The 17,087-nt window shown below is 59.5% G+C and carries 13 protein-coding genes; 6 read left to right on the forward strand and 7 right to left on the reverse strand.

Going from position 1 to position 17,087, the window contains the following annotated elements:
* Positions 1–21: 21 nt before the first annotated feature.
* Positions 22–954 (reverse strand): ABC transporter substrate-binding protein, encoded by a 933-nt coding sequence (locus tag BM323_RS00535; protein WP_008110095.1) that lies wholly within the window; start codon positions 952–954, stop codon positions 22–24.
* A 267-nt stretch (positions 955–1,221) separates the two neighbouring features.
* Between BM323_RS00535 and leuA the strand changes: the two genes are divergently transcribed.
* The gene (leuA, locus tag BM323_RS00540; protein WP_008110096.1) at positions 1,222–2,907 is read left to right on the forward strand and encodes a 2-isopropylmalate synthase; all 1,686 of its coding nucleotides are present in this window, start codon (positions 1,222–1,224) and stop codon (positions 2,905–2,907) included.
* Here leuA and BM323_RS00545 read toward each other — a convergent pair.
* Complete coding sequence (locus tag BM323_RS00545; protein WP_008110097.1) at positions 2,858–3,640, reverse strand: AraC family transcriptional regulator; 783 nt, start codon at positions 3,638–3,640, stop codon at positions 2,858–2,860. The two genes, leuA and BM323_RS00545, sit on opposite strands and share 50 nt — an antisense overlap.
* 1 nt (position 3,641) lies before the next feature.
* A complete protein-coding gene (locus BM323_RS00550; RefSeq protein WP_008110098.1) occupies positions 3,642–4,505 on the reverse strand; it encodes an NAD(P)-dependent oxidoreductase in 864 nt (287 codons plus the stop codon).
* A gap of 219 nt (positions 4,506–4,724) precedes the next feature.
* On the opposite strand from BM323_RS00550, the gene pqqU reads away from it, so the two are divergent.
* Entirely contained in the window at positions 4,725–6,836 is a 2,112-nt protein-coding gene (gene pqqU / locus BM323_RS00560) for a TonB-dependent receptor PqqU (protein ID WP_175501672.1), read from the forward strand.
* 199 nt (positions 6,837–7,035) lie between these two features.
* Here the strand turns inward: pqqU and BM323_RS00565 are convergent, their stop codons facing one another.
* From BM323_RS00565 to BM323_RS00575, 3 genes are all read right to left on the reverse strand, one after another.
* Positions 7,036–7,590: an isochorismatase family protein gene (locus BM323_RS00565; RefSeq protein ID WP_008110171.1), complete on the reverse strand. Its 555-nt coding sequence runs from the start codon at positions 7,588–7,590 to the stop codon at positions 7,036–7,038.
* 17 nt (positions 7,591–7,607) lie between these two features.
* Positions 7,608–8,033, reverse strand: a complete 426-nt coding sequence (locus BM323_RS00570; RefSeq protein WP_008110170.1) for a MarR family winged helix-turn-helix transcriptional regulator — start codon at positions 8,031–8,033, stop codon at positions 7,608–7,610.
* 120 nt (positions 8,034–8,153) lie between these two features.
* The gene (locus tag BM323_RS00575; RefSeq protein ID WP_008110168.1) at positions 8,154–8,699 is read right to left on the reverse strand and encodes a helix-turn-helix domain-containing protein; all 546 of its coding nucleotides are present in this window, start codon (positions 8,697–8,699) and stop codon (positions 8,154–8,156) included.
* Between the two features lie 96 nt (positions 8,700–8,795).
* Here BM323_RS00575 and BM323_RS00580 point away from each other — a divergent pair, with 96 nt between their 5' ends.
* The 4 genes from BM323_RS00580 to BM323_RS00595 all read left to right on the forward strand — a co-directional run bounded on the left by BM323_RS00580 (position 8,796) and on the right by BM323_RS00595 (position 16,811).
* Entirely contained in the window at positions 8,796–9,974 is a 1,179-nt protein-coding gene (locus BM323_RS00580; RefSeq protein WP_008110166.1) for a benzoate/H(+) symporter BenE family transporter, read from the forward strand.
* Between the two features lie 152 nt (positions 9,975–10,126).
* Positions 10,127–11,467: an SrfA family protein gene (locus tag BM323_RS00585; RefSeq protein WP_008110165.1), complete on the forward strand. Its 1,341-nt coding sequence runs from the start codon at positions 10,127–10,129 to the stop codon at positions 11,465–11,467.
* A gap of 2 nt (positions 11,468–11,469) precedes the next feature.
* The gene (locus BM323_RS00590) at positions 11,470–14,442 is read left to right on the forward strand and encodes a virulence factor SrfB (protein WP_008110163.1); all 2,973 of its coding nucleotides are present in this window, start codon (positions 11,470–11,472) and stop codon (positions 14,440–14,442) included.
* Positions 14,439–16,811: a virulence factor SrfC family protein gene (locus BM323_RS00595; protein WP_008110161.1), complete on the forward strand. Its 2,373-nt coding sequence runs from the start codon at positions 14,439–14,441 to the stop codon at positions 16,809–16,811. Before BM323_RS00590 ends, BM323_RS00595 begins: the two co-directional genes overlap by 4 nt.
* Position 16,812: 1 nt before the next feature.
* Here BM323_RS00595 and BM323_RS00600 read toward each other — a convergent pair whose 3' ends face one another.
* The gene (locus BM323_RS00600) at positions 16,813–17,085 is read right to left on the reverse strand and encodes a barstar family protein (protein WP_008110160.1); all 273 of its coding nucleotides are present in this window, start codon (positions 17,083–17,085) and stop codon (positions 16,813–16,815) included.
* Positions 17,086–17,087 lie beyond the last annotated feature (2 nt).

The raw sequence follows: 17,087 nt of genomic DNA on the forward strand, positions 1-17,087 counted from the left end.
CAAATATGGGCGCACAAAGGGTTAGTTCTGCGCAACCTTTAAGCCGTGATAAAAGGTTGGTTTCACATCCAGATGCTGCTGGATCAAACCGTATTTCTGGTAGAAATCGGCGGTCTCCTGCTGCTGGGCGATGGTGGCATCATCAATGCTCTGCCAGTGCGATTTGCGGCGTGAGAAGGATTTCGCCGCCGCTTCTTTCGGGAAGCCGATGATTTTCGCCAGTGTGGTGGAGTACTCATCGACATGGCTGTTGGCCCAGCGATCGGCAGCCGCTAAACGATTGACATAATCCTGCAGCGCCGCGCGTTTGGCCTCATTTTGCAACGCGGCGTCGGTGGCGGCGAGGAAACTGTTGCCGCTGGACAGCCCGACGCCGTTAACCAGCACGCGGCCGGTATGGGTCACTTCCGCCAGCGCGGTGTAGGGATCCCACGTTGACCAGGCATCCACCGAGCCGTTTGCCAGCGCAATACGCGCATCCGCCGGCGTTAAGAAGCGCCATTTGACCTCCTTATCGCTGACGCCCGCCTGCTCCAGCGCTTTAAGCGCCTCAAAGTGACCAATCGATCCGCGTCCAGTGGCGATGTTTTTGCCCTTCAGCTCGGCCACGGTTTTGATGGGTGAGTCCGGGCTGACCAGCACCGCCAAACCTTCGGGTATCGACTTACTCACCGCCACTGCTTTCACCTGCGAACCGGCCGCCAGCGAGAACAGCAGTGGCGCATCCCCGATAATACCGGCATCCACCGCACCGGCATTCAGCGCTTCCGCCAGCGGTGCCGCCGCCGGGAATTCGGCCCATTCGATTTTATAATTGAGGTTGTTCAACTGCTGCGCTGCGGCCATTTCCGCGTGCATATTTCCCTTCTGATCGGCAATGCGTAGCGTCACGGGTTCTGCCGCTGCCGCGCCGCTCGCTGCCACGATCAATAGTGCCAAAGCTGCTCTTTTCATTGTGTTTTATCCCATCGCGCAAAACCCCAGCCTAACCCGCGCGCGCCAAATGACCGATGCCGATTTCGCATGAGATATGCCGACAATGGTATATAGCGGTGAGATGCGGTCGCCAACAGCATGACCACGTGCATTTGTAGGGTCGCCATTTATGGCGACCAGGCATACCGCGCGGTTGTCACTTTTGCGCGTGTGGTTGTCAGCAATGCGCGAGCCGCGCCGCGTGCTGCTGGGTGAGACTGAATACAACATCACAAGGAGATCGTTATGCTCACGCAACCCGCAGCAAAATACCGCCCGTTTCCGGTCATCGACTTACCCGACCGTCAATGGCCATCACGCCAGCTGACGCAGGCACCGCGCTGGCTCTCTACCGATTTACGCGATGGCAATCAGGCGCTGGCGACGCCGATGGACAGCGCGCGCAAGCTGGAGTTCTGGCAACTGCTGCTGCGCTGTGGCTTCAGGGAGATTGAGGTGGCGTTCCCGGCGGCATCGCAGACCGATTTTGATTTTGTCCGTTTGCTGATTGAGCAGAACCACATTCCAGACGATGTGGCGATTCAGGTGCTGACCCAGGCGCGCAGCGACCTGATCGATCGTACCTTTGAAGCACTGCGTGGCGCACCGAACGCCATTATTCACCTGTACAACGCCACCGCGCCGCTGTTCCGCGAGCGCGTGTTCCGCCAGAGCAAAACCGAGATTATTGAACTGGCCTGCGCCGGTGCACGGCAAATTCGCGCCCGCTGCGAAGCGCAAAAGGATACCGCGTGGACCTTCGAATATTCGCCTGAAACCTTCTGCTTTACCGAGCCGGAGTTTGCGCTGGAGATTTGCGAAGCGGTGGCGGCGATTTGGCAACCGGGCCCGGCGCGTCCGATGATCATCAACCTGCCCGCCACCGTCGAAGTGAATACGCCGAACGTCTATGCCGATCAGATTGAGTATTTCTCTCGCCACTTCAGCCAGCGTTCGCAGGTGTCGATCAGTGTGCATCCGCATAACGATCGCGGTACTGGCATTGCCTGCGCCGAGCTGGCGCTGTTGGCGGGTGCCGATCGCGTCGAAGGCTGTTTGTTCGGCAACGGCGAGCGCACCGGCAACGTTGATATCGTCACGCTGGCGCTTAATCTCTATACCCAAGGCGTGGCGCCGCAACTCGATTTCAGCGATATCCAACAGGTGCTGGAAGTGGTGACGCGCTGCAACCAGCTGCCGGTGCATCCGCGCCATCCGTATGCCGGTGAGCTGGTGTTTACCGCCTTCTCCGGTTCACATCAGGATGCGATTCGCAAAGGCTTTGCCGAACGCGCTGAGCGTGAAGAAACCTTCTGGCAGATGCCGTATCTGCCGCTCGATCCGCTGGATATCGGCTGCAGCTACGAAGCAGTGATCCGCGTCAATAGTCAATCCGGCAAAGGTGGCGCCGCGTGGCTGCTGGAGCAGAATCACGGCCTGCAGCTGCCGCGCGGCTTGCAGCAGGATTTCAGCCGCCTGGTGCAGCAACAAACCGACCAGCACGGTCAGGAGATGACGCACCACGCGCTGTGGCAGCTGTTCTGTCAGCATTACGGCTTAACCCAGCCGGCGCGTCGTTTGCTGGAAGCGGAAAGCCACAGCGACGATAAAGGCGAAACGCGTTTCAAAGCGCGACTGCAACAGGGCGCGCAGCCGGTGACGCTGGAAGGCAAAGGTAACGGCTTGCTCTCTGCCGCCGTCACCGCGCTGCGTCAGCGCTACGACATCGTCATCACCATTGAGGATTATCACGAACACACGCTGGGCAAACGCAGCGACAGCCGTTCGGTGACGTACATTAGTTGTATTAACGCACGCGGTGAACGCGCGTGGGGCGTGGGCATTGATAACGATGTGGCGCGCGCTTCATTGCAGGCGCTGCTCAACGCAGCGCACGCTTTTCTGCCGCAGGAAAGTAGTTCGCTGGCGTAACGCCGAGCACGCGACGAAACATCGCACTGAAGGCGCTCGGGCTGTCGTAACCGAGATCGAGCGCCACCGTCAGCACGCTTTCGCCCTGCGCTAAGCGGGTCAATGCCACGCTCAGTCGCGCGCGGCGCACCCAATCGCTGAACTGTAAACCGGTTTCGCGGCTGAAATGGCGCGCCAGCGTGCGTTCCGCCACACAAAGTTGCGTAGCCGCGCGGGCCAGCGTCCAGTTTTCGCCGGGTGCTTGCTGGATGTGCTGGCACAAACTCAGCAGCCGCTCGCTCTCCGGCAGCGGCAGGCCAAACGGCAGCACATCCATCACGCGGATCTCATCGAGGATCAATTCGTAAATACGCTCTGCGCGACTGCCGGGAACGTACTGCTCCGGCAGCGCCAGCGCGCTGACAATCAACTCACGTAGCAGCGGCGAGATCTGTACCACCTGACAACTGGCGGGCAGATCGGCGCGCGCCAGTGGATCAACAAACAGCGTGCGCGCCGCAACTGCGCCGACAATGTGCAGCGCGTGACGCGTTCCCGCTGGCAGCCAGACGCCGCGACTCGGCGGCACAATCCAGCTGCCGTGCTGCGTTTCAACTTTCACCACGCCGCTCAGCGTGTGGATCAGCTGCGCGCATTCGTGGTGATGCCACGGCTCCGCGTCGCCATGCGCATAATCATGCGCATAGGGCACCAGCGGACGATGGGCGAAGTCGAAGTTGAGCCGCGCACTCATGTTAGCGTTTCAGATATTGATAAACCGCCGCCAGATCCTGCTCGCCGTAACCGGCGTCCACCGCTTGCTGCCAGACATCTACGATGTTTTCCAGCGCCGGCAGTTTGCTTTCGCCTGCCGCATCCAGCGCCAGTTTGGCGTCTTTCAGCGCCCACACCAGATGCATCTGCGGCGTGAAATCACCGCTGGCGATCATGCCGAGTTTCATTTTGGCGTACGGTGCCGCCAGCGGACCGCCATCCAGCACTTTCCACAGATCGTCGGTGCTGAAACCAAACTCTTCCGCCAGACGGGTACTTTCCGCCAGGCTCTGCATCAGGCCAATCAACCAGCTATTCACCACCAGCTTCATGCGTGAGCTAGCGCCCGCCTCGCCCAGCCATTGCGTGCCTTTACCGATTGCCGCAAACACCTGCTCGGCGGCCTGCGCTTTGCTCTGATCGCCGCTGGCCAGCACCAGAATTTGCGCATTTTCTGCCGGCGCTTTGGTGCCGGAAACCGGTGCATCGATAAACACCACGTCTGGACGTGCGCTTTTAAATTTAGCAATCAGTTGATCGGTGGCTTCCACGCCGATGGTACCCATCTGGCAAATGGTCGCACCCTGCTTGAGCGCAGAGCTGGCGTCGTTCAGCGCCTGCCGCGTGGTATCGCCGTCGGACAGCATGGCGATCACCACATCCGCACCTTCTACCGCTTGCGCGGCGCTATCGGTCAGCGTGATGCCAACATCCAGCAGATCTTCGCCTTTAGCACGCGTGCGGTTCCAGCCGCGTACCGTGAAGCCTTTTTTCAACAGGTTAGCGGCAAACGCATGGCCCATCGCGCCTAATCCCAGTACCGCGACCACAGGTTGTTGACTCATCATTCCCTCTCTTTTGTGCTTTCAGACAAAACCGCCAGACTGACAGAATTTCCCTGACGCAGCCAGGCCACAGATGCGATGAAAAAACATTTTCAACACCGCAATTATTAATAATCCGTCATACTATTAACGCTTTTCAAACAAATGATAAAACGATTAACATACGCGCCATTAATGTTCCATTCGGTACATTCCACGCCCTTTTTACGGTCTTTCATAATGAAAATAGCTTTACTGCGACAGGCTTCGTTGCTGATGCTGCCTGCGATGTTGCCGGTCTCAGCGCTGGCGGCGAACGCGGCCAATAACACCATGGTGGTGAGCGCTGCGCCGTCCGCATCCGGACTTTCTGAACTTGATACGCCAGCCGCAGTTAGCGTGGTTTCCGGCGAAGATATGCGCCATGCGGCACCGCGCGTCAATTTGTCAGAAAACCTCAGCAGCGTGCCAGGTTTGCAGATACAAAATCGCCAGAACTATGCGCAGGATTTGCAGATTTCGGTGCGCGGTTTTGGTTCACGTTCCACCTTCGGCCTGCGCGGCATTCGTATGTATGTCGACGGCATTCCAGCAACCATGCCCGACGGCCAGGGACAAACCTCTAATATCGATATTGGCTCAATCGATCACATCGACGTGCTACGTGGCCCGTTCTCGGCGCTGTATGGCAACTCGTCGGGCGGCGTGATTAACGTTGAAACCGAAACCGGTCAGCAACCCACCACGCTGGAAGCCAGCAGCTGGTACGGCAGTTACGGCAGCTGGCGCAACAGCGTTAAAGCCAGCGGAGCGACCGGTGACGGTACGCAAGCCGGAGACGTTAATTACACGGTTTCCGCCTCACGCTTTACCACGCACGGCTTTCGCGATCACAGCTCGGCGCAGAAAAATCTCGGCAACGCCAAACTCGGCGTGCGCATTGATGATGTCAGCACCCTGACGCTGCTGTTCAACAGCGTGCACGTTGATGCGCAGGATCCGGGCGGTTTGACCGCTGAACAGTGGAAAGATAATCCGCGCCAGGTCGCCAGCAACGTGACCTTGTACGACGCGCGTAAAACCGTCGATCAAACCCAGGCGGGCCTGCGCTATCAGCGCCAGATGAGTGAAAATGATGACCTGAGCGTGATGATGTACGCCGGTGAACGTGAAACCACGCAGTTTCAATCGATTCCTAAAGCCACCCAGCTGCGCCCAGGTTATCCCGGCGGCGTGATCTCTCTGTCACGTCATTATCAGGGCATCGATACCCGCTGGACGCACCGCGACTCGCTCTTCACCATTCCGGTGACCTTCACCGGCGGCCTCGATTATGAAACCATGACCGAGAAGCGCAAAGGTTATCAAAACTTTAGCGGCGACGAATTGGGCGTACAGGGCGAGATGCGTCGTAACGAACGCAACCTGATGTGGAACCTCGATCCCTATATGCAAACCGAGTGGCAGCTGACCGATAAACTGTCGCTGGATGCTGGCGTGCGTTTCAGTACGGTGAATTTCGACTCGAATGACTATTACGTCACCTCAACCGATCCGGATGACAGCGGCAATCGTCGCTACCATCGCTGGCTGCCTGCCGCTGCGCTGAATTACGCCATTGATAACAGCTGGAACGCCTACGTTTCAGCTGGTCGCGGCTTCGAAACGCCGACGTTAAATGAATTGTCATACCGTTCTCTAACGCAGTCCGGCCTTAATCTGGATTTGAAACCCGCCACCAGCGAAACGGTTGAACTGGGCAGTAAGAAAAGGATCGGCAATGGCCTGTTAACCGCGGCTATTTTCCAAACCGATACCAAAAACGAGATTGTTTCAAATGGCAATTTTGAGGGGCGATCAACATACAAAAACGCCGGTGAAACTCGCCGTCGTGGATTAGAACTCGGCCTCGACCAGCAGTTTGGCGAAAGCTGGCGCTTCAAAGCCGCATGGACCTTGCTGGATGCCCGCTATCGCTCCAACGCCTGCGGCACCGAAAGCTGCGACGGCAACCGCATTCCCGGCATTGCCCGCAACATGGCTTACGCCGGATTGGCTTACGCGCCCGATCAAGGCTGGTATGCGGGAACCGATGTGCGCTACCTAAGCGATATCGCGGCGGATGATGAGAACGATGTGAAAGCGCCGTCTTACACCGTGGTCGGCGTAAACAGCGGTTATAAGTGGCTGGTGCAGAACTGGACGCTGGATCTGTTTGGCCGCGTCGATAACCTGTTCGACCGCAACTACATCGGTTCGGTGATCGTCAATGAAAGCAACGGCCGCTATTACGAACCCGCACCGGGCCGCAATTACAGCGTGGGCCTGACGGTGAGTTATGCGTTTCAGTAAATAAACTTGAATGCCGGTGCGCATAAATGCGCACCCTACGAAAGCCTCGCCAATTACCGTAGGGTCGCCATTAATGGCGACCTGTAAGCCAAGTGCGCATAAATGCGCACCCTACCAAAGCCTCGCCAATTACCGTAGGGTCGCCATTAATGGCGACCTGTAAGCCAGGTGCGCATGAATGCGCACCCTACGATGAACCTTACTTCAACAACGCCAGCACATCATCGGTGGTGCCGGTCTCGCCCAGGCGCGGGAAGATGCGCTCGATGCTGTTTTTGTGCGTTTCGGCATTCAGGCAGGTCATAGCATCGGTTGCCAACGTGACGTTGTAACCCAATTCATACGCCTGGCGCGCCGTGGATTCCACACCGATGCTGGTGGCGATACCGCAAATAACCACTTGCGTGATGCCGCGCTGCTGCAGTTGCTCATGCAGATCGGTGTTGTGGAATGCGCCCCAGGTTTTTTTGGTGATGGCGATATCACCGCGCTGCTGCGCCAGATCCGGCACCAACGTGGCCCAATCGGCAGGCAGATCGCCACCGTGTTTCGGCTGCTCATTACGGCCAGGTGCGCCGCCCGCAACGTTAACCAGCACCACCGGGCGCTTTTGCCCACGGAAGGCATCAGCCAGACGCGCTGAGCGCTCAATCACTTCATGCGCCTCTAACGGAGCGACAGGCAGCGCAACGATGCCGTTCTGCAGGTCAATTACAATCAGCGCGGTGTTGTCGTCAAGGGTAGTTAAAGCCATGTTGAGTCCTCTCAGGATTATTGGTCGGCAAGTCGTTGCAGTAAGGGAATCGCGGCCAGCAGCGTGTGTTGTTCCTGCGCATTCAACTGCGTCGCGATGCTGTTGAGCAGCCAGTCATCACGTTGTGCGCGGTTGGCGGCGATCAGTTTCAGGCAAGCATCGGTAGGTTGATAACGGGTTTTGCGGCCATCCTGCGGATCGGCGGCGCCCTGCACCATACCCAGCGTTTGCAAGCTGGCCACGGTGGCGCCCATCGACTGCGTGCGCACACCTTCCAGCGTAGCCAATTCCGTTACCGTCATAGCTCCCTCGCGCACCAGATAACCGAGGACCGATACCTGCGGCCAGGTGAGATCGCCCGGCGGCGCCGATTCACGCAGACGACGCGCCAGTTTGCCATTGATGCTGCGCAGTAACGCCGCCGCGCTGTTGAGGTCGCTCATGGCACCTTCTCCTTACAGATGAGCCGCGAGTATATAAATACGAAGGCAAACTGTGTAGTTTACCTTCGTATCAATTTGTAATTGTGCCGGGTTATGAGGTGGTCGCCATGAATGGCGACCCTACGGGCGTTGCAGATAATGGATCAAACTGTGGAAACGCAATGGCGTGCTGAGAGGATTGCGATAACTGTGCGGCGTATCGGCGGCGAATTGGCTGGCTTCGCCCGCAAGCAAGCGGCGCCATGTGCCTTCCACGCCAAGCAACAATTCACCCTCCAGCACCACCACCTGCTCAATCACCCCGCTTTCATGCGCCGATGAATCGCTCTGCGCGCCACCCGCTAGCGTCACTTCCAGTAGATCAAAACGCAGTTTGGCATCGTACGGCAGCAGCGGCTTAACCTGCATCTGCGCATTAGGCTGGCTAAAAGTCGCCACGCTGCCCGGCGGTTGATCGCTGCCCTGCACAAAGAAGGAAAACGGCACGTTAAAGCCGGTGGCGATTTTCCACAGCGTCGCCACCGTGGGGCTCGATTCGCCGCGCTCGATCTGGCCGAGCATCGCTTTGCTCACGCCGGTGCGATCCGCTGCCAGCGTCAGGCTCCAGCCGTTGGCCTGACGCAGCTGCTTCAGCGCCAGACTCAAATGTAGATGCAAATTTTCCATGTGTTCTCCCGAAAAGCTCGCGCGCAGTGTAGCACTTGTGCGCTATAACGCTCCATGCCACTATGTGCGCTATAACGCACAACCGGATGTGACCTGATGATGACCGCCACCACGCGCAGTGCTTTCTCTTTCCCGATGCTGATTTCTGGATTTATCGCCGTGCTGGTGGGCTACAGCAGCACGGCGGCGCTGATCTTTCAGGCGGCCCAGGCGGCAGGCGCTTCGCCGGAGCAGATCGGTGGCTGGCTGTCGATGCTCGGCGTCGGCATGGGATTGGCCTCGTTCGGCTTATCGCTGTGGACGCGCATGCCAATCCTCGCCGCATGGTCAACGCCTGGCGCGGCGCTGCTCGCCACCAGCGTGCAGGGTTTGACGCTGAATGAAGTGGTTGGCGTATTTGTCGCGACTAACCTGCTGATTGTGTTGTGCGGCGTCACCGGCCTGTTTGCTCGTCTGATGAATCACATTCCGCAGTCGCTGGCGGCGGCGATGCTGGCCGGGATTCTGCTGAAGTTTGGCATCGGCACCTTTAGCGGTTTGCAGAGCAATTTCGCGCTGTGCGGCAGCATGTGTCTGGTGTGGCTGTTGAGCCGTCGCTGGCTGCCGCGCTACGCGATTATTCTGGCGTTGATCGCCGGCGTGCTGGTGGCGCTGGGCCAGCAATCGATCCACTTTCCGCCGCATGCGCTGGCGATCAGTCGGCCGGAATTTATCATGCCGCAGTTTAATCTGGCAGCGCTGATTGGCGTAGGTTTGCCCTATTTTCTCGTCACCATGGCGTCGCAAAACGCACCGGGCATCGCCACCTTGCAGGCGCACGGTTACCAGCCGCCGGTTTCGGCGCTGACCGGCTGGACGGGATTTATCGCCTTAGTGCTGTCGCCGTTTGGCGGATTTTCGGTGTGTATCGCCGCGATTACCGCCGCCATCTGCATGGGTGACGATGTCGATCCCAATCCGGCGCGCCGCTGGATGGCCTCCGCATTGGCGGGCGTGTTCTACCTGCTGACTGGCTTTACCGGCGGATTGATCGCCATCATGCTGAGCGCCTTGCCGCCGGTATTGATCGCCACGCTGGCCGGTTTGGCGTTGCTGGCCACGCTCTCCGGCAGTTTGCAGCGCGCTTTAGCGGAGCCGGATCAGCGCGATAGCGCTATCGTGGCGTTCCTGATCACCGCCAGCGGCATTTCGCTGTTGGGCATCGGATCCGCCTTTTGGGGCTTGCTCGGCGGCATGCTGACCTATTTTATTCTTTCCCCACGACGCCGCGCTTAAAATTTCAGCAATCTTCTCCGCACCCGGGAAAAACGCCCTGTTTTTCCCCCTTTATCAGCCGTTTGATTTCGCAGCATTTGGCTTAAGATCACTATCATCGCCAAAAACACACACTGTTCTGCCTCAGACAACCACCGATAAGGGCCCAACGAGTGGCAAAAACTTTTCTGCGCAGCGGCAATCTGGACACGGTACTGGCACTGGGTGAAAACGGCCAGCCGGTCTGGACGTCCGCGCTGCAAATCCGTGAAACCCTGCGCCTGCGCCGCCAAACCACGCTGGCCAATTGCCTCGCGATTCCGCAGGTCAACGAGCGCGGTGACCGCCTCGATTGGTACGCCCCGTTTAATGGCAAAGTAAAATCCTGGCTGGGTGCCAGCGATCACGAGCGCCGTCAGGCGCTGGAACTGCTGACGCTGAACCAGCAGGATTTACAGGCGCTGAGCCTGCGCGCGCGCGACGCGGAGAATCCGGCGATGCGCTTGTTTGGTGCGTTGCTGAGCAAGACGTTGCAGTTCCCGGATCAGCAGTACGTTTATCTGGTGGATGGCAAACCGGTGATCACCTTCTGGGGCTTTGTCGATCCGCAGGCGCGTTCGCGTGATGACGCGCTGGCTTGCCTGCGTGATTCACTGGAAGATGAACTGCCGCCGCTACTGCCAGAACCGCCAGCGCCCGCTCCGCTGGTGGTCGCGCCAGTGATTGCGCCACTGATCGACGTGCCACCTGCTGCTGCCGAACCGCTGGTCGAGCCGGAACCTGAAGTCGAAGAACCAGAAGCCGAAGTCATTCCTGAGCCAGCGCTTGAACCGGCACCTGTTGTGCCGCCACGTCGCGCCTTTGCCGTGCGTCCGCTGATGCTGCTGTTGCCGGTTGCGGCGGTGGTCGCTGCGGGCGTCGCCTTCTGGCTGCACAGCGCACCACAACCGGCTGCGATTAGCGTTGCCGATATACCTGTGCCGGTGAGTAAGCCGCCAGCCGTGATGGTTAAAGCGGAAAAGCTCGCCGCCACGCTGCCACAAACCGCCGCCACCGTCATTGCCGCCCCAGCGCCGGTTGCTGCGCCTGTCGCACCGCCTGAGGTGGTCGCTGAACACACCGAACCGGCCAAAGCCGATGATTTGGTGATGACCACCGAAGATGCGCGCGTTGGCTCGGTGAAATTTATCAATGGCACCTGGCGCGTGACCTTGCGTCAAACCAATCTGCCGACCGGCAAACCGCCAAGCCTGCGCTACCAGATCCGCAACGGCAAAGGCACCGCCACCATTACCCAGGGCGACAACATCCGCTGTAAAGCCGATGTCACCGCCGCGATGACCAGCGCCGGCAGCATGGAAGTGCGCAGCCGCTATACTGCGACCTGCAGCGACAAATCGCGTTACCGCATGCCGGAACTGGTGTGTAAAGCCGGTGATGGCATCGCCAGCTGTACTGCGCAATACGGCGCAGATCAGGTCTTCCCGTTGACGATTAAGCGTGAGAGTAAGTAAACATGTTGGCTCCCCTCATCGATGACAAACAGAAAATCACGCTGATTGAAGATAGCGGTGTGCAGTTTCTTGATTTCGGTTTGCGTTTGCCTGCATTGCAGGCTCGCCGCCAGTTCGTGCGTCAAACCGCCAACGGCCCGCTGCTGCGCCTCAACGTCGACGGCAACAGCGGCAAGTTCCTGCTCTATCCGGAAGATGGCGGCGCGGCGGAAGTGGTGCGACCGGAAACGGATATCGCGCTGGCCGATTCGCTGAAGCTGCTGGCTCATCAATGGCTGCCGCTGCCGGTGATGCGCTGCACCAGCGGACGTCGTTTTATCGGCGGCCCGGACAACTGGGCGCGTCTGCATCTGGCACCGCTGGCGCAACCTGATGCGGCAGGCAACACTCATCGCATTACCCTCGCCTTCGATACGCGCATTGTTTCAGAACAAGATGGCGGCGAGCAGCACGGTTTAAGCAAAGCCGATGCGCAGAACGGCGTAAGTTTCGCCCTCGCCTGGCACAACTACGAGCTGGGCGAATTCCTCGACCATACGTGGGTCGATGGCTGGCTGCGTGAAACCTTTAGCCAGCAGGTGCATGCGCTGGAGTCGCGTCGCGAGCAGGAGCTGAACCAGGCGCTGCGTGAGTTCGAATATCAGGCGCACTATCTCAACCTGCTGGAACTACTGGGCGAACAGCTCGATCTGGCGGAAATCTATATTCAGGCGACGTCGCTGCAAACGCCGGCGGTCAACGTCGATATCATTCTCGACGTCGGCAACTCGCACACCTGCGGCATTCTGGTGGAAGATCACGCCGAAGAGAGCAGCGGCCTGCGTCAAACCTACGAGCTGCAGCTGCGCGATCTCTCTGAGCCGCATCAGGTGTACAACGAACTGTTCGACAGCCGTCTGGAGTTTGCGGAAACCCGTTTCGGCAAGGCCAACTTCTCGCTGGAGAGCGGCCGTGAAAATGCCTTTATGTGGCCTTCGCTAACGCGCGTGGGCCGCGAAGCCAGCCGTCTGGCGCTGCTGCGTGCCGGCACCGAAGGCAGCACCGGCTTGTCCAGTCCGCGCCGCTATTTGTGGGATGAAGCGCGCTATCAGCCAGGCTGGCGCTTCAACGCCAACGGCAGCAGCGATGAGCCGCAGGCGACTGCGCTGCCGTTCACTTTACTGATCAATGACGAAGGCCAACCGCTGCACGCGCTGGCGGAAGACGATCGTCTGCCGGTGTTCTCCGCCAGCTACAGCCGCAGTTCGCTGATGACCTTTATGCTGTGCGAACTGCTGGCGCAGGCCATGATGCAGATGAACAGCGTGGCGCAGCGCCAGCGCATGCCGCAAAGCCAGGCGCCGCGTCAGCTGCGTCATGTGATTCTGACATTGCCGTCGGCGATGCCGAAGCCAGAGCGTGAGATTTTCCGTCGCCGCATGCAGGAAGCCATCGCGCTGGTATGGAAAGCCGAAGGCTGGCATCCCGCCGAAGAAGAGTTCACCGCCGCCAGCCAGGCAACCAGCCTGCGTCCGGTGCCGGATGTGCAGATGGAGTGGGACGAAGCTACCTGCGGTCAAATGGTGTGGCTGTTCAACGAAACTCAGGTCAACTTTGCTGGTCGCGCAGAAGATTTCTTCAGCAGCATGGCGCGCCCGGATCGCCCGCGTGAAGTCGATGAGCTGCCGGGTAAAAGCCTGCGCATCGCCTCGATTGATATTGGCGGCGGCACCACTGATTTAGCCATCACCCAATATCGCCTCGATGACGGCCAGGGCAACAACGTCAAAATAACCCCGCGCTTGCTGTTCCGCGAAGGCTTCAAAGTCGCCGGTGACGATATTCTGCTGGACGTGATTCAGCTGTGGATTCTGCCGGCATTGCAGCAGAGCTTGCAGAAAGCCGGATTGCAACTGGCCGAACCGCTGATGAACAAGCTGTTTGGTCACGACAGCCGCATGGACGGACAAGCCACGCTGCGTCAGCAAGTGACGCTGCAGCTGTTTATTCCGCTGGCGCAGGCGGTGCTAGAGCAGTACGAAAACTGGGATCCGCTCGACAGCCACAGCGAAATCAATGCGCTGTTCGGCGAGCTGGTGCCGCAAAAACCGGCCAGCAGCGTGCTGGCATTTGTGAACGGCGAAATTCAGCGCACGCTCGGCGGCGATAGCCGTTTCGATCTGCTTGAGGTGCCGCTGGTGGTCAGCATGGCGCAGCTGCACGGCGAGTTCCTGCAACACCGCATGGCAATTATTCCGGCGCTGCGCGCAATGTGCGAAGTGGTGTCGTTGTATCAGTGTGATGTGCTGCTGCTTACCGGTCGCCCGTCACGCTTCCCCGGCATTCAGGCGCTGGTGCGCCATCTGCAACCCTTGCCGGGCAGCCGTATTTTGTCGCTGGAAGGCTATCACACCAGCGACTGGTATCCGTTCAACAAGCAAGGCCGTATTGATAACCCGAAATCCACCGCCGCGGTGGGCGCGATGCTGTGCTTGCTGGCGCTCGATCTGCGCCTCAGCAGCTTCTGGTTCCGCGCCGGTGATTTCGAACCTTACTCCACCATTCGCTATCTCGGCGTGCTGGATGAGACCTCAGCGCTTAGCGACGATAATCTGTGCTACAGCGAGATCGACCTCGACAGCAGCAGTTTCGCGCTGGATCGCAAAAGCAGCTTCCGCATTCGCGGCAACGTTTGCCTTGGTTTCCGCCAGCTGGAAAACGATCGCTGGCCGGCATCGCCGCTGTATAGCCTGAGCATTGTCGACCCGACGCTGGCGCGTCAGGTTGCCGGTGAAAGCGTACTGCGCATCAAATTGGCGGTGCAGCCGGGCCCGGATAATCTCGGCCCTGAACGCTTAGTGTTAAGCGATGCTCGCATGGATGACGGCACGCGCGTGCCGCTGGAGCAGCTGAGTCTGAAACTGAATACGCTTTCCGCCACCGGCAACGCGAATGCGCAATATTGGATCGACAGCGGGAGCGTCTGCAAACGATGAGAACTGCCAAAAAAGCCTCGCCGGTTACGCCCGCGAAACGTCTGAGCCTGATGCAGGAAACGCTGGATGGCGCGCTGAACTGGGTGGAAACCCATCAGGCGCACGCACCGCGTCTGGCGCTGGAAGCCGAAACCCTGACGCTGCAGCTGCGCCGCGCGCGCGTGGAAAGCCATGCCCTGGCGCGCCAGCTGGCGCGTCCGGTGACGCTGGCGCTGTTTGGTCAGTCGCAGGCGGGCAAAGCCTGGCTGCTGAGTGAGATGGTCGGCGATGCGCAGGGCCAACTTATCGCGCGTCTCGGCGATAAAACCCTGAACTATTTCCAGAACATCAATCCCGGCAATCTCGATTTCGCCATCGCCACCCGCTTCAGCCACCAGCGCGAAACCCAATCCAACGCCTGGCCGCTGGAGATGACGCTGCTGAGCGAAGTGGAGCTGATTCGTTTGATGCTGGCCTGCGCCAAAACCGAGCTTCAGCCCGACACCGCGCAGATCGATGGCGCTTTGCAGCGTTTGCAGCGCCATCGCCAGGATGAACCGCAGCCGGGCCTCGACAGCGATGCGCTGATCACGCTGTGGGCGTGGAGCCGTCGTCACCATCGTCATGCCGAGATTCTCGACCGCCACTTCTGGCCGCAGGCGATTACGCTGGCACCATGGCTCAACGTCGACGATCGCGTACAGCTGTTTGCTCTGCTGTGGCCGGGCCAAAACGCGCTGAACGAAAGCCTGCGCAGCCTGATGCACTTGCGTCACCAGCTGCGCCACGCGCCGCGCGTGTTAGCACCGCTTAGCGTGCTGGTGGACGATGCTGCGCTGCCGGCAGAAAAACTGATTGGCAACGATGCCGACTGGCAAGAAATGATCGAAGTGTGTCCGATCGTCGCCAATCGTGTGGGGAAAGCGCAGCATGTGCCGCTGGGATTGCTGTCGCTACTAACGCTGGAGATCACCTTGCCGCTCAGCTCCACGCCGCGACAGGCGCTGTACGATGATGCGGATATGCTCGAGCTGCCCGCGCCGGGCACGCCAGCCGATCGCGCCCAACAGGATGAACTGGCGCAGCTGCGCAAACGCGATCCGCTGCGCGCCACGCTGCTGGAACAGAAACGCGCGCTGCTGCCGGGCCTGTACGCCGCGCGTCAGGGCATCGATTTGATGCTGATCTGTACCGCCGCCAGCCAGCGTCAGGATACCGATGTCGCCGCCAGCGCGCTGCGCGAGTGGCACATGCATCAAACCATCGCCGCCAGCGGTGAAAAGCCGCGTCTGATTTGGGCGATCACGCCACATGACGCGCGCTATCAGCAGCAGCAGATTAACGTTGATGAAGCAGTGCAACGGCAGATTGGTCAGCCGGGACAGAGTTGGGGATCGATGCTGGCGCTGGATCGCGCGGGCGTCGATCGTATGGGCAGCTGGTTGCAGGATGAGATGCAGCCGGAAGCGCGCCGCGATCGTCTGGCATTGCAGCTCGGCGGGCTGCAGCAGAAGCTGGTAGAACGTTTGCAGCCGTGGACCGAATCCAGCGCCACGCCAGAACAGGCGGCTCGCAAGCAGGCGATCTCCGATACGCTGCTGAAATGTTTGCAACATCGCACCGGTTTGCACGGTGAACTGCTGGAGCGTTTGCAGCCGTCGCGTGAAGCGGTGCGTCAGCTGTGGCTGAGCCAAAGCAGCAGTACTGCTATTCAACATAGCGCCAAAACCGCAGCCGCTGAGCAGAGCTATTTTGGCATCGGCTTTGAGTTTGATCTTTTTAAAGATGAGCCGGTCGCCGCCGCTGAACCGCGCAGCTCGGGCGGTCAGCGCGATCAGCAATTTCCGCAGCAGGTGTTTGCGCTGTGGCTGGAGCATTTGCGTCAGCTGCCGGAGAGCCGCAGCCTGCTGGCGCTGCTCAACGTCGATAAACCGACGCTGGAGATGCTGGTGGAAGAGTTGATTACCGCCAGCTTCCGCCTCAAAGTGCTGAGCAAACTGCAAAGCGCGCTGAATGAGCCGGATGCGCAGGCCAGCGCCCACGAAGCGCGTACCGATCGTCAGGTTTCACGCGCCATGACGGTGCTGGGGGATTTTGTCGCGTGGCTGGGCTTTTTACAGCGTCCGGAGAGCGAACGTCCTGAAAGTCGCGTCAATCGCGGTCAGACGATTTTTGCCCGTCCGCCTGCGCCGAGCGTCAGCTTCTCGCCGGGACAGCGCTTAACACGTCTGTCGGCCGCTCCCGCCAATCATACCGCTTACTACATCTATGACTGGCTGGTGGGGTTGAATTCGGTGATCGTTGAGAACAACGGCTATACCGGCGGTGGCGATTTGCCCGCGAATGCCCGCCAGATGCTGGCGATTTTGCTGTTACCGCTGCACGCTTAATTTACTCGCCACGCACCAGGCGCAGCTCGCCGTCTAACTGCTGCTGCGCCTCTTCCAGTAACGCCAGCACCGGCGCGAATTCGGCACTCTCGCTGGCGTCATCGGCATGCGCTAAATAGAAGGTCGCCGGCAGCGCCATGCCGCCGGTCAGCCAATCCCACAGCGCATCAAGATTGTTACCGAAATCCACTGGGCAGGCACTTTGCTGCACCAGCGCGCGGTAAAACGCCTGGCGATCCGACAAGTTTTCAAAGTCAAAATGGAGCGTCAACATGG

It is taken from the genome of Pantoea sp. YR525 (assembly GCF_900116775.1).
Classification (GTDB): domain Bacteria; phylum Pseudomonadota; class Gammaproteobacteria; order Enterobacterales; family Enterobacteriaceae; genus Pantoea; species Pantoea symbiotica.